We start from the raw sequence: 13,732 nt of genomic DNA, 5'->3' as shown, positions 1-13,732 counted from the left end.
GCAACCGTGATCGTGTCGTGGGAGGGCCGGTTAACCGATAGCGGATTGTTGCTCCAGATCTGTTTCCAGATCTGCTTCGGGAACGCGGTGAACGCCAACAGATCCGACCGGGCGGCGTCGAGGTGATCGGCCACCTTCGGCAGCTTCTCGGTGAGTGCATCGATGATTCGATCGTATTGTGCGTGAACGGAATCCGCGTCGGGCTGGTCGTACACGGAGTGCAGCAGTGTCTTCACCCAGGGCCACGACGACTTCGGTGTGACGGCCATGAGGTTCGTCGAGTAGTGGGTGCGGCACCGCTGCCAGGAGGCGCCGGGCAGGGTTGCGCCGATCGCCGCGACGAGGCCGGCGTGGGCATCGGAGGTCACCAACCGCACCCCGGACAGGCCGCGGGCGACCAACCCGCGGAAGAAGGTCAGCCAGCCGGCGCCGTCCTCGGCGGAGGTGACGTCCAGCCCCAGGATCTCGCGGTAGCCGTCGGCGTTGACCCCGACCGCGACCAGGGCGTGCACGTTCACCACCCGTCCGTTCTCGCGGACCTTGAGGACCAGGGCGTCGGCGGCGACGAACGTGTACGGGCCCGCATCGAGGGGTCGGTTCCGGAAGGCCTCGACCTGGGTGTCGAGGTCTTTCGCCATCACCGAGACCTGCGACTTCGACAGCGAGGTGATCCCGAGGGTATCGACGAGTTTCTCCATCCGCCGGATCGAGACCCCGAGCAGGTAGCAGGTCGCAACAACCGAGGTCAGGGCTCGTTCGGCCCGCTTGCGCCGTTGCAGCAGCCAGTCCGGGAAGTACGAGCCGGACCGCAGCTTGGGGATGGCCACGTCGAGGGTGCCGACGCGGGTGTCGAAGTCGCGGTGCCGGTAGCCGTTGCGAACGTTGACGCGTTCGTCGGAGCGTTGGCCGTAGTCGGCGCCGCACAGGGCGTCGGCCTCGGCGCCCATCAGGGCGTGGATGAACATCGTCAGCAGCTCGCGCAGCAGGTCGGGGCTGGCGCCGGTGAGTCGGTCTTCGACAAGCTGGCGGAGGTCGATATCGTGGGCAGTGGTCATCGCGTGCTCTTTCGTCGAGTCGAGTTGGTAGCTCTCTCGAAGAATCACGCGGTGACCGTCTTTCGTCCGGTTACGACACGCCGGTCATCGGATCCGATCCGGCTCGTACACCATCCTGATGGACGCAACCGTCGGACATTGTGGCCCTTGTTACCGACACTGTCGTCACCGCCCCGACATCGAGCCGATCCCGTAGGAGACGGTTGTCGTAGGCGTGTGCCACCATGGGCGCGATCGAAGCGAGAGGGAAGCTGTGTCGACTGCCGACCTGTACCGCCTGACGCGGCTGCGCGATCAGCACGCCGCGTGGACGCTGCTGCGCGCCGACCACGCTCCCGCAATCCTCGGGATGCTGGGACGACACTTCGATCGGGGAACCCGGCGACTTCCCGCCCCCGAACTGTTCGCCCGCCTCGACGCAGACCTGCAGGACCTCCGCGACCAGGGATTCGACCTTCCACGCACCGCCCAGGCCTACTGCGCAGATTGGGTGCGCGCCGGATTTCTGCTCCGACGTGCCGATACGGGCTCGCGCGAAGAGACGCTGGAGCCGACCGAGTCCGCATTCGTCGCACTGAATTTCGTTGCGCAACTGACGACCGACACCAGTTCGATCACGGAATCACGACTGACAACCCTGTCGAGCCAGTTGCAGGCGCTGGCTCGCGATTCGGACCCACGGAGCGAAACCCGTCTGGCAACGCTGCGGGCCGAGCGCGACGCACTCGACCGGCAGATCGCAGCGGTGGAATCCGGCGACTTCCCTGTCCTCGATGGCCCACGGGCCGCGGAACGCGTGTCGGAGATCCTCGCGCTTGCCGGCGAGATCCCCGGGGATTTCGCACGAGTACGGGCCGAACTCGAAGGGCTCAATCGCGAGTTGCGCGCACGGATCCTCGACGACGAAGGCGACCGCGGCGACACTCTGGGCGAGGTCTTCCGAGGTGTCGACCTCATCGGCAGTTCCGATGCAGGACGCAGCTTCACCGGGTTCTACGACATGATCATCGATCCTGAACGGTCTGCACAGCTCGACGACTGGATCGAGGCGGTACTGACTCGTCCGTTCGCCCGGAGCCTGTCTCCCGAGCAACGTCATCGGTTCCGATCCTTGCTCACCGAGATGGAGGACGCAGGTGGCGAAGTGCATGCGACGATGACGTCGCTGTCACGCTCACTGCGGCATTTCGTGCAGTCCCGCCATTACGAGGAACATCGCCGATTGCAACGTCTGTTGCGCTCGGCGCAACAGCACGCTCTGCAGGTGGCACCCCACCGCAAGCCTTATGAACCGCTCGACCTCGACCTGGTGCGGATCGGCATGAGTATCGAATCGGTCGCGGCATTACAGTTGCACAATCCCGCAGACGATCTGGTGGCCGAACCGGTGGTGTCGCAGACGCCAGGTGAGGTCGACCTCGACGATCTGCGGCGCATCGTCCGCGAATCGGAAATCGACATGGACGAGCTGCTCGGTAGCATAGCGGCCACACTGCGCGTGCGCGGTAGCGCGACGATCGGCGAGGTCCTGCGCGAACATCCCGCAACCCAAGGGTTGGCAAGCGCCATCGGGCTTCTGGTTCTCGCCGTCGAGCACGGACACCGCGTGGAGGGCGATGAGGAGATTTGCTGGAGCTCCCCATCCGGCGTCGAACGGGTGGCCACGGTACGCCGGCATCTGTTCGATCCCACCGATCCTGCCTTCACCACCTTGGAACAGGACAGCCTATGACCGACACCACGACCGGGCTGTATCCCGGCGACACCGGCGAACTCGAACTCGACACCCGGCGCGCATTGGTCCAGCTCCTCAAGGGTCCGCTCATTACCGCCGGCAAGCATCCCGAGGTGTGGCGGACGGTGATCCGCGACGAGCGCGTGCTGCGTTCTCGGTTGGCCGATGTGTTTCTCGATCTCGTCGTCGACGAGGACGAACAGCTCGCATTCACCCGTCCCGCCGAAACCGGCGATCACAAGGCCCCCGCAGTGTTGCGCACCGAGCGATTGACATTCATGGACACCGTGATGCTGTTGTCGCTGCGGCAGCTGCTCCTCCGCGCACAACCCGGTGATCGGGTCATCGTCGATTTCGACGAAATGGCCGGGCAGCTCGAGATGTACCGTGCGGCCACGAGTACCGACCCGGCCGGTTTCCGGCGCAGGGTCAACGCTTCGTGGGAGAAGTTGAAGAAGTACAGCCTTCTCGCGTCGACGTCGACGGAGGGTCGGATGGAAGTCTCTCCGGTGTTGCGGCAGTTGTTCGATGCCGATCAGGTTGCTGCTGTGGAAGCGGAGTTCCGGCACATCGTCGCGGAGAGTCAGCCGTGACGGCCACCCCTCCCCACCCGTCCCAGTTCCGGCTTGCCCGCGTGCAGGTGGTGAATTGGGGAACCTTACACGGTCACCACGACATTCCGATTGCGCGCAAGGGTTTCCTGATCACCGGCGCGTCGGGATCCGGAAAATCCACTCTCATCGATGCGATCTCCACGGTGCTCATGCCGGGCGGCAGTGTCCGATTCAACGCGGCCGCGCAGGAATCCGCGGCCGGTTCCGGGCGCAACTTCGTCAGTTACATCCGCGGTGCGTGGCGGCGCGAAGCCGACGTCGATACCGACTCCCTGACCGCTTCCTATCTACGTACGGGCGCCACTTGGAGTGCCGTCGCGCTCACCTACCGCACCGGCGACGGTGCCGCGCCCGTGACGCTCGTCAAGCTCATGCACCTGCGGCGTGGAGCCAACGCGAACAACGATGTCTCTCACCTGCATCTGATCTTCGATTTTGATTTCGACCTGATCGATCTCGAGCCGTTCGCCGGCCGCGGTATCGACACCCGGGGCATCCGAAAGCGTTGGCCCGGTGCTACTGTCAATCCCAGTTACACGGCGTTCGCTCGCGCCTTCCGCGCGAAGCTGGGCATTTCGTCGGAGGCGGCCCAACGGTTGTTGCACCGAACACTGTCGGCCAAGAGTCTGAACAGTCTCGATCAGTTGCTGCGCGACTACATGCTCGACGAACCCGACACCTTCGCGATGGTCGATCGCGCGACGTCCCAGTTCCGCGACCTGCGCGAGGCGCACCGTGTCGTCGTCGACGCGCGTCGGCAAGTCGAGGCACTCGATCCCCTTGTCGGTCTCGCGGAGGTTCGCCGCCGAGGCCTCCAGCAACAACGCGAACTACAGGAAGAGAACGACCACCTCGACGCCGTGCATGCCCGGATGACGGTGGATCTGCTGCGAGAGAAGCTCGACGAGGCCTACGCACAGATCGGACTGTTGCAGACTGCCGTCGACAAGACCTCGGTCGAAGCCGAGCGCGCGGCCGAGCGCACCCTCGATCTGCGGGTGCGGCTCGAAACCACCGACGGTGGACGGTTGTCCACTCTCAGGCTGCAACGCGACGCGGCGGAAGCCGACCTGACTCGGACCGTACAGTCACGGAGCAGGTTCGACACCGCCGTCGGATCGTGGGAAGCAGAGGCACCGACCACCGCTGAGGAGTTCGCGCATCTGCGAGCCCAGCTCGAAACGGAGTTGCGTGAGCTCGACGCGACAGTCGGTACACGCAGAAACGATGTGTACGAGGTGGTGCGAGCACTCGGCACACTGCGTTCCGAACACCGACAACTCATCGCCGACCGAGAGCTGCTCGCCCGACGACGCTCCAATCTCGATCCCGCTCTACTGCGGATACGCGAACTGGTCTGCACCGCAGCTGGTCTCAGCGAAGACATGTTGCACTTCGCGGGCGAACTCCTCGAAGTGCGCTCCGAGCATGCCGAGTGGACCGGCCCCATCGAGCGCGTACTCGGCGGGCTTGCTCGCACGATGCTCGTACCCGACGAGTATTATTCACGCGTTGCAGCAGTGGTCGACGCGCAGCATCTCGGCACCCGGTTGGTGTACCGCCGGGTGCGTACTCGTTCCGGCCGGCCTGCCACCCCGGCGAGCGGTGACGAATCGCTGGTTCGAAAACTGGACGTGCGGCCGGGACCGCTCGCAGCGTGGCTGCAGCACCATCTCGCCGAGCGTTTCGACTATGCGTGCGTGGCGACCGTCGACGACCTGCGAGGTGTGCCGCGCGGCGTGACCCGGGCCGGTCAGGTCAAGCACGGCGGCGAGCGGCACGAGAAGGACGACAGGTACCGCGTCGACGACCGCAGCCGATGGGTGCTCGGGTTCGACAACGAAACCAAGCTCTCCGATCTGCGTCGCCGCATCGGCGAGGTCGAATCCGAGATCGCCCGCCTGCAACGTCGGCAGGAGTTGCTCGAGCACGCAGAGTGCACGGTACAGCAGCGTCGACACGCGGCGGAGATCATCCTCGACACGACCTGGGCCGACATCGACGTCGAAGCGGCCGAGGCAGCGGTTGGCGCGATCGAGCATCGACTCGAGGGATGGTTGCAGGGCAATGCCGAGTACGCCTCGCTCACGCTCGATCTTGCCCGTGCGGAAACCGAGGAGAAGGAGGCCCGCGCAGCGTATACCGCAGCCGGATCCGGTCTCGAACGCCACCGTGGCGATGTGGAGCACACTCGGCAGCGGCTTGCAGAAGTGGAAGCACACGCCGATTCGGCGGTCCCCGACGGGATCGACAAGCGCATCCGCGCACGCTTCGATGCTGCCGCACGTCGACCGACGAGCGAGAACATCGACCGGTTGCTGCATACCGTCGGACGAACCATCACCGACGAGCACCGTGCGGCGCTCACGAGAACCACGGACGCCGAGCGGCGCATCACCGCGATCCTCACCGCCTATCTCGCCGAATGGGAGTCACGACGCGCCGAGATGCGCTCCGACGCAGAGTACGTAGACGATGCTCTCGCGGTGCTCACTCGCCTGCGCAACGACGGATTACCCGCATACGAGGACGAGTTCTTCCGGCTACTCAACGACCAATCGAGCCGCAACATCGGAGAGCTGGCCCGCGCGATCCGCAGGGCACCGGGCGAGATCCGTTCCCGTATCGAGCCGGTGAACGAATCGCTCCGGCGTTCTCCGTTCGACACCGACCGGACTCTGCGGATCGATGTGAAGGATCGGCGTTCGCCTGCCGCGGCCGATTTCCTCGCGGAACTGCAGCGCATTGTCAGCGGCTCGTTCAAGGAAGAGGACCGGGTCGCCGCCGAGCAACGGTTCGAACAGATGGAGCGGATCCTCGAACGCCTCGACTCGGGCGAACCCGCCGACCGGCGCTGGCGGCAGTTGGTACTGGACACCCGCCTGCACGTCGGCTTCATCGGAGTCGAGGTCGACGGGGAGGGCGTGGACGTCAATTTCCACGACTCCAGCTCCGGCCTGTCGGGTGGGCAGGCCCAGAAACTGGTGTTCTTCTGTCTCGCCGCCGCCCTGCGCTATCAGCTGGCGGCATCGGGGGAAGAGTTGCCGCGCTACGGCACGGTGATCCTCGACGAGGCATTCGACCGTGCAGATCCTGCGTACACGCGGCGAGCACTCGACGTGTTCACCCGATTCGGTTTCCATATGGTGCTCGCGACGCCGCTGAAGTTGCTGCAAACCCTCGACGATTACATTGATGGGGTGGCCGCGGTGAGCATCAGGGACAAGAAGTACTCGCAGCTGGCCTTGTTGCCGATCCGCAGCGCGGAGGAGCCCCGCGAGTGAGTACAGTGTGCGTGCCGCCGTCAGCCGTAAGTACCAGGGCAGAGACGGCCTACCGGAATCGTCGCAGCAAGTGGGTGGCCGATCCAATTGCAGCCGAATCCGATTCACTGTCGATTGCGTTGCACCCACCCTCGGAACGGCAGGTCGCGGAGGATCCCGACGCCGTGGTCGCATGGGTGCGCGCCTGGCAGATGCACCGCGGAATCGGTCGCGTGCACTGGGAGACGCGGCGCTGGCCGAGCTTCGGCACGCAGGATGTGCCGGTGCGGGTCGTGTTTGCAGGTCCCGGTGAGATTGCCGCCGCGGCAGGCCGGATGTCCGAATGGCACAGGCTCACCGCCCGGCGGGTGCAGTTGGTGGAGATTCTGGCACCCGGTACCCCCGCGCTTGCCGACGCGATCGGCTCGACGCTTTCACGGTGGCTCGAACTCGGCGAAGCCGACTTCGTGCGCCTTGTCGGCGTGGTCCGGTGGCTGGCCGACCATCCGGCTTCGGACGTTTTCATTCGGCAGCTTCCGGTGCCCGGTGTGGATACCAAGTGGATTTCGCGGCATCGCGGACTGGTCGAGGTACTTCTCGAAGGCGCTGTGGGGAATCGTGACCTCGGTGTGCGTTCGGTGCCTCGATTGTGCGAAATTGCGGTTTGTGACCGCACCTTGCTACCCACGGCACCGCGACATTGTGCAGCGCCGCTGGACGAGCTCGCCGAGTTGCCGCTCCACCCGGAGCGCATACTGGTCCTCGAGAACAAAGAGGGCCTCCATGCGCTGCCTGATCTGCCGGGCACCGTGGCCGTACACGGCAGTGGTTACGCAGTGCACGAACTGGCCGCACTATCCTGGCTCGCCGACTCGGATGTCGTTTACTGGGGTGATCTCGACACGCACGGCTTCGTGATTCTCGACCGTTTCCGCGCTTACCTGCCTGACGTGCGCAGTTTCCTCATGGACCTCCACACCCTGGAAGCGTGGAGTGCTCTCGCGGTAGAGGAACCGTCCCCCAGCTCGCACGTGCCGATGCGACTGACGCCCGCGGAAAATGAGGTCTTCACGCGGTTGCGCGTGGAACGACTCCGCCTCGAGCAGGAGCGGATTCCGTGGCCGCACGTGATGGAGGAACTTGCCCGCGCCTTCACCGGCGCGATCGGACATGATCGAGACTCGACCAGGATGGATCCGACCGCGCTTCGAGAAGGAGTCTCATGACCGAACCGGCCCTCCGCTCACCCCTCGAGATCGTGGCGCGACTGACCGTCGAGGAGAGGGCGTCGCTCACCAGCGGCCTCGACTTCTGGCACACCGAACCGGTTGCGCGCGAGAACATCCCCTCGATCATGCTCACCGACGGGCCGCACGGTGTGCGGAAGCAGACCGCCGAGGGCGACCATCTCGGTCTGCACTCGTCCGTGCCCGCGACCTGCTTCCCGCCTGCCGTCGCGCTGGGGTGTTCCTTCGACCCGGAGTTGCTCGAGCGCGTCGGCGCGGCGTTGGGCGCGGAGGCCCGCGCACTGCAGGTCGGTGTCCTGCTCGGGCCCGGTATCAACATCAAGCGCTCCCCATTGTGCGGCCGGAACTTCGAGTACCTGTCGGAAGATCCGCTGCTCTCGGGTGTTCTGGGCGCTGCGCTCGTGCACGGCATGCAGTCGCAGGGTGTCGGTGCGTCACTCAAGCACTTCGCAGCGAACAACCAGGAGACCGACCGGATGCGGGTCTCCGCCGACGTCGACCCGCGGCCACTGCGGGAGATCTACCTGCGTGCCTTCGAGCGGGTCGTGCGCGACGCGCAGCCGTGGACGGTGATGTGCTCGTACAACCGGATCAACGGGGTGTACTCGTCCCGTAACCCGTGGCTGCTCACCGACGTCCTGCGCGGCGAGTGGGGTTTCGAGGGTCTGGTCGTGAGCGATTGGGGTGCTGTCGACGACCGCGTCGCGTCCCTCGCGGCAGGTCTGGATCTCGAGATGCCGTCCACAGGAGGTCGTACGGACGCCGAGATCGTCGCAGCGGTACGGGCGGGCACGGTCGACGAATCGGTCCTCGACACGGCAGCCGCGCGGGTGATCGAACTGGTGCAGAAGGCCGTCGCTGCGTCCGATCCCGGCGCGACCTTCGACGCCGATGCCCATCACGCCCTCGCACGCGAGGTGGCCGGGCAGAGCATCGTGCTGCTCCGCAACGAGAACGACCTGCTCCCCCTCGCCACCGACGCGAACATTGCGGTGATCGGCGAACTGGCCCGCACGCCGCGCTACCAGGGCGCTGGATCGTCCCGGATCGAACCGACGCGCCTCGACAACGCGCTCGACGAGATCCGGTCGCTGTCCGGCCGGGACGTTCCCTTCGCCGCCGGTTACGCGCTCGACGGATCGGACTCGGCCGAACTCGTCGATGAGGCAGTGAAGCGTGCCGCAGACGCCGATATCGCGGTCGTGTTCCTCGGTGTACCCGCCGAACTCGAATCCGAAGGTTTCGACCGCGACGACCTCGAACTCCCGCAGCGTCAAACCGCGCTGCTCGATGCTGTGCTGACGGCGAACCCGAACGTCGTCGTCGTGTTGTCGAACGGCGGTGTCGTGCGGCTCAGCGGCTTCGCCGACCGTGTTCCGGCGATCGTGGAAGGGTGGCTGCTCGGGCAGGCCGGTGGCGGCGCCGTCGCCGACGTGCTCTACGGGCACGTGAATCCGAGCGGCCGCCTCGCGGAGACCGTCCCGATCCGGCTCGAGGACACCCCGGCGCACACGAACTTCCCGGGCGAACACGGCCACGTGCGGTACGGAGAAGGATTGTTCGTCGGATACCGCTCGTACGACGCGCGTCGCCTCGACGTGTCCTTCCCCTTCGGTCACGGCTTGTCGTACACGACGGTCGAATACTCCGATGCCGCTGTGGAATCCGACGGCGATCTCACGGTGCAGGTCACCGTCACCAACACGGGTGGGCGTGCGGGCGCCGAGGTCGTGCAGGTGTACGCCGGTGCACCCGGTTCGTCCGTTGCTCGGGCGCCGCGAGAGTTGAAGGGCTTCACCAAGGTCCGTCTGGATTCCGGCGAATCGCAACGTGTGGCCGTGAGTATCCGACGCGACGACCTCGCCTACTGGGACACCCGCGTCGATTCCTGGGTGGTCGAAGGTGGCACGTACAGCATCGACATCGGTGCGTCGAGCCGCGACATCCGGCAGACGCTCACCGTCGACGTGACGGGCGACGCGGTGCGAATTCCGCTGACGATGGAGTCGTCTCTCGGAGAACTGTTCCAGAACCCCGCGGCCGCCGAGATCGTCCTGCAGGCGTTCGGTTCGCTCGGCGGCGAGGTCGGGGTCGACGAGAGTGTTCTGAAGATGGCGGCGTCGATGCCGCTCGGTCGCCTCGCCGGATTCGCTCCAGGGGTCGAGTCGGAGCAGATCCAGCAGCTTCTCGATGTGGTCAACCAGCAGGAGTGAAGGCAGAGCCGGTCACGAACCGGCGGTGAGGAGCACCTTCAACGCACCGGTTTCGCCGGCGCGAGAGAACACGTCGTAGGCCTGTTCGAACTCGTCGAGCGCGAACCGGTGCGTGATCATCGGCGACGTGTCGAGCTGACCACTGCTCACGAGACCGATCAGTGTGGGCGTCGAGTAGGTGTCGACCAGGCCGGTGGTGATCGTCAGGTTCTTGATCCAGATGTCCTCGAGGTGCAGGGTCGCAGGTTTGCCGTGCACGCCGATGTTCGCGACGTGTCCGCACGGCCGAGCGAGCGCGACCGCCTGCTCGAACGTTTCGGGATAGCCGACGGCCTCCACGGTGACATCGGCGCCGAGACCTCCCGTGAGATCTCGGACGACGGCCGCCGCGTCCTCGCGACCGCTGTTGACCACGACGTTAGCCCCGAACGCCTTCGCCGCGTCGAGGCGACTGTCGGCGAGGTCGACGGCGACGATGCGGCTCGGGCTGAACAGTCGTGCGGCGAGGATCGCGGCGAGTCCGATGGGTCCGGCTCCGATGACGACGACGACGTCGGCCGGTCGAAGACAGCCGTTGAGTACGCCGACCTCGTAGGAGGTGGGCAGAATGTCGGCGAGCATGAGCATCTGCTCGTCGCTCACGCCGTCGGGAATGCGGTGGGTCGAATTGTCGGCGTACGGAACTCGGACCAATTCGGCCTGGGTGCCGTCGATCAGGTGCCCGAGGATCCAGCCGCCGCCTCCGAGGCACTGCCCGTACCGGCTCTCGCGACAGAAGCGGCACGTACCGCACGCGGTGATACACGAGACGAGCACTCGGTCGCCGGGAGCGAGTGTCTGCACTCCGTCCCCCACCTCGACCACGGTGCCGACGGCCTCGTGGCCGAGGATCCGGCCGTCGGTCACCTCGGGCACATCCCCCCCGAGGATGTGCAGGTCGGTGCCGCAGATGGTGACCGCGTCGACCCGCACCACCGCGTCGGTACTGTCCTGGATGGTTGCGTCGGGAACGTCCTCCCAGGATCGCTTCCCCGGCCCGTGGAACACCAGTGCCTTCATGATCTGACCTCCGTACACGGATTCGGCCCTGTTCCAAGGATGACATGAGGGACACTGCGATCGGAATCGTTCGGAGGGGGTGAAAAATTCACCTCGACAGCGGGACATGTCCGGATTCGTGACACCACCACAGAGTCCCCTGCTCTTTCGGGGACCACCGATCCCGAAAGCAGACGATCGATGAAGACACTCGCAACCTCACTCGTGGCGGTGGTCGTACTGGCCGTCTCGGCGTGCAGTTCCGACACCACCGAGCCCGAATCCGCGACGCCCCCTGCCTCCTCCGAGGAGGCCGGGCCCGAGTATGTGGCGGAGGTGGAATCGACCGTCGACCGGTTGATGCGCGACAACGCCATTCCCGGCGCGGTGATACAGATCAGCTCCCCCGACCGCGGTGACTGGACCGGCACGTTCGGCACGTCCACCCTCGACACCGACGATCCGATCTCCGCCGACGATCATTTCCGGATCGGGAGCAACACGAAGACGATGACCGTCACCGCCATCCTGCAATTGGTGCAGGAAGGTCGCGTGTCGCTCGAGGACCCGATCTCGAAGTACATCGACGGTGTCCCGAACGGCGACACCATCACCATCGCGCAGCTCGCCGAGATGCGGAGCGGCCTGTACAGCTACACCTTCGACCCGGAGTTCAATGCGACACTGGACCGCGAACCCGAGAAGGTGTGGACGCAGGAGGAGTTGCTGCAGATCGCGTTCTCTCGGCCCGTGAACTTCCCGCCCGGGGAACAGTTCGAATACAGCAACACCAATACGGTGCTGCTCGGGCTCGTCATCGAGGAACTGACGGGCATGCCGGTGGCGGATGCGTTCGACGAGCGCATTTTCGCTCCACTCGAACTCGGGAACACCTCGTTCCCGGCGATCGAGGATTCCTCGATCCCGGATCCGCATCCGCGGGGCTACATGTTCGGCACCAACGTCTCCACCATCGATACCTTCGAATTGCCGGACGACCAGCAGGCCGCAGCGCTCGCCGGAACACTGAAGCCGAATGACGTGACCGACGACAATCCCTCCTGGGCGTGGACCGCGGGCGCCGCGATCTCCACCGTCGACGACATGACCACCTATGTGAAGGCACTGGTCGGCGGCGGTCTGCTCGATGAGCAGATGCAGAATACCCGGCTCGACAGCGTGCAGTCGGTGGGCGGGGGAACCGCCGGATACGGACTCGGCATGGCGCAGTTCGGTCCCCTGCTCGGGCACGACGGTCAGCTTCCCGGCTTCATGACCTTCATGGGACACGACCCCGACACCGACCTGACGATCGTCATCGCCACGAATCTGTCGACGGTGCCCTCGGGTGAAGGTTCGGCGCTGACCCTCGTCAAGGGCATCCTGCCGATCTTCTACGGCTCCGATTATCAGGCGCCGAGCGATCCGGCACGCGCTCCCGGAGCGGAGGAAAGCACTCCCGTGCCGACGCCGGGAGGCTGATCGTACCGGCGTCCGGTGGGCGAGCACGGCCGCGTCACGTGGTTGTCCACAGGCATTCGTGTTCTCCACAGACCGAGGCGATCGGAGTGCGACGGCCCCGGATCGGGTCCGGCCGTGCCCGAAGATCGGGTCCATGACCCGACAGGTGTGGACGAGGGCGATGCTCGCCGAGGCCGGCATATCGGATCGTGCGGTGCGCACACGGCTCCGGCACGGCGGGCTCGTCAGGATCGCTCGCGGCACGTACATGACACGAGAGGACGTCGACGCCCTCGGCCCCGTGGGAGTTCACCTCGCCCAGGCACGCCTCGTCGGCTCTCGTCTCGATGTCGACGAGGCGCTCAGTCATGTGACGGCCGCGGTCGTCCACGGCCTCGACGTGTGGGACGCGCCGCTGAGACGGATCCACGTCACGCGCCCACCGACGCGCAGCTGCCGGGTGAGCGACGACCTGCACATCCACACCTCCGACCTGGACGGCGACGTCGTCGACGTGGACGGTCTCCGCGTCACGTCGCTCGCTCGTACCGTCGTCGACGTCGCGCGCACACTGACGCGTCCACGTGCTCTCGTCATCGGCGACGCCGCGTTGCGCGCGGAACCGACGGCGCATCTCGACCTGCCCCGGATCCTTGCTGCATGTCGAGGTAGGACCGGGATCGTCGCGGCGGAGTCGGTCGCGCGCCTCGTCGACGGCCGGAGCGAGAGTGTCGGGGAGTCGCTGTCGCGGCTGCACATGATCGAGGCGGGTCTACCGATGCCCGACCTGCAGCACGAGATCGTCGTTCGTGACGGACGCCGGTACCGCGTGGACTTCTTGTGGCGCGAACTCGGCATCGTCGGCGAGTTCGACGGTGCCGGAAAGTACACCGAGCGCCACGATCTGCTCGCTGAGAAGGAGCGCGAGGATGCGCTACGGGATCTCGGGCTGGAGGTGATCCGCTGGAACTGGGCGGAGCTGTCGCGATTCCACGTCGTCGTCGATCGGTTCGAGCGCGCACGTCGTCGGCAGCAGGCACGTCGGGCTGCTCTGGAGCGCGAAACGGTCATCGGCGCGCGCTACAACCCGCTCCGATGACCGCTTC

General features: G+C 65.8%; 8 protein-coding genes and 1 pseudogene. 7 read left to right on the top strand and 2 right to left on the bottom strand.

What is annotated here, in order from left to right; all coding sequences use genetic code 11:
- Positions 1-41: 41 nt before the first annotated feature.
- A pseudogene (locus tag KXC42_RS07040) lies at positions 42-1,055 on the bottom strand (IS256-like element IS1164 family transposase); the annotation flags it as partial.
- Between the two features lie 253 nt (positions 1,056-1,308).
- On the opposite strand from KXC42_RS07040, the gene KXC42_RS07035 reads away from it, so the two are divergent.
- Genes KXC42_RS07035 through KXC42_RS07015 form a run of 5 tightly spaced genes read left to right on the top strand, consistent with a single transcriptional unit; the run spans position 1,309 to position 10,127 of the window.
- Positions 1,309-2,787, top strand: coding sequence for a DUF3375 domain-containing protein (locus KXC42_RS07035; protein WP_138842345.1), 1,479 nt, complete (start codon positions 1,309-1,311; stop codon positions 2,785-2,787).
- Positions 2,784-3,383: a DUF4194 domain-containing protein gene (locus KXC42_RS07030; protein WP_033097366.1), complete on the top strand. Its 600-nt coding sequence runs from the start codon at positions 2,784-2,786 to the stop codon at positions 3,381-3,383. Before KXC42_RS07035 ends, KXC42_RS07030 begins: the two co-directional genes overlap by 4 nt.
- Positions 3,380-6,688, top strand: coding sequence for an ATP-binding protein (locus KXC42_RS07025; protein WP_219130082.1), 3,309 nt, complete (start codon positions 3,380-3,382; stop codon positions 6,686-6,688). Before KXC42_RS07030 ends, KXC42_RS07025 begins: the two co-directional genes overlap by 4 nt.
- A complete protein-coding gene (locus KXC42_RS07020; RefSeq protein ID WP_219130081.1) occupies positions 6,685-7,893 on the top strand; it encodes a DUF3322 domain-containing protein in 1,209 nt (402 codons plus the stop codon). Before KXC42_RS07025 ends, KXC42_RS07020 begins: the two co-directional genes overlap by 4 nt.
- A complete protein-coding gene (locus KXC42_RS07015) occupies positions 7,890-10,127 on the top strand; it encodes a glycoside hydrolase family 3 C-terminal domain-containing protein (protein WP_219130080.1) in 2,238 nt (745 codons plus the stop codon). Before KXC42_RS07020 ends, KXC42_RS07015 begins: the two co-directional genes overlap by 4 nt.
- A gap of 12 nt (positions 10,128-10,139) precedes the next feature.
- Here the strand turns inward: KXC42_RS07015 and KXC42_RS07010 are convergent, their stop codons facing one another.
- The gene (locus KXC42_RS07010) at positions 10,140-11,186 is read right to left on the bottom strand and encodes a zinc-dependent alcohol dehydrogenase family protein (protein WP_219130079.1); all 1,047 of its coding nucleotides are present in this window, start codon (positions 11,184-11,186) and stop codon (positions 10,140-10,142) included.
- Between the two features lie 180 nt (positions 11,187-11,366).
- Between KXC42_RS07010 and KXC42_RS07005 the strand changes: the two genes are divergently transcribed.
- Positions 11,367-12,647 carry a serine hydrolase gene (locus KXC42_RS07005; RefSeq protein WP_019288146.1) on the top strand — a complete coding sequence of 427 codons (1,281 nt, stop codon included), beginning with the start codon at positions 11,367-11,369 and terminating at the stop codon, positions 12,645-12,647.
- A 133-nt stretch (positions 12,648-12,780) separates the two neighbouring features.
- Complete coding sequence (locus KXC42_RS07000) at positions 12,781-13,725, top strand: type IV toxin-antitoxin system AbiEi family antitoxin domain-containing protein (RefSeq protein WP_257606049.1); 945 nt, start codon at positions 12,781-12,783, stop codon at positions 13,723-13,725.
- Positions 13,726-13,732 lie beyond the last annotated feature (7 nt).

The organism is Rhodococcus sp. LW-XY12 (assembly GCF_019317345.1).
GTDB classification, from domain to species: domain Bacteria; phylum Actinomycetota; class Actinomycetes; order Mycobacteriales; family Mycobacteriaceae; genus Rhodococcus; species Rhodococcus pyridinivorans.
This window is presented reverse-complemented; position numbering and strand designations above follow the sequence as displayed.

What these genes read in the sequence shown, in the direction of transcription:
- KXC42_RS07010 (WP_219130079.1), bottom strand. Translation starts at nt 11,186, where the DNA reads ATGAAGGCACTGGTGTTCCACGGGCCGGGGAAGCGATCCTGGGAGGAC.
- KXC42_RS07005 (WP_019288146.1), top strand. Translation starts at nt 11,367, where the DNA reads ATGAAGACACTCGCAACCTCACTCGTGGCGGTGGTCGTACTGGCCGTC.
- KXC42_RS07000 (WP_257606049.1), top strand. Translation starts at nt 12,781, where the DNA reads ATGACCCGACAGGTGTGGACGAGGGCGATGCTCGCCGAGGCCGGCATA.
- KXC42_RS07015 (WP_219130080.1), top strand. Translation starts at nt 7,890, where the DNA reads ATGACCGAACCGGCCCTCCGCTCACCCCTCGAGATCGTGGCGCGACTG.
- KXC42_RS07030 (WP_033097366.1), top strand. Translation starts at nt 2,784, where the DNA reads ATGACCGACACCACGACCGGGCTGTATCCCGGCGACACCGGCGAACTC.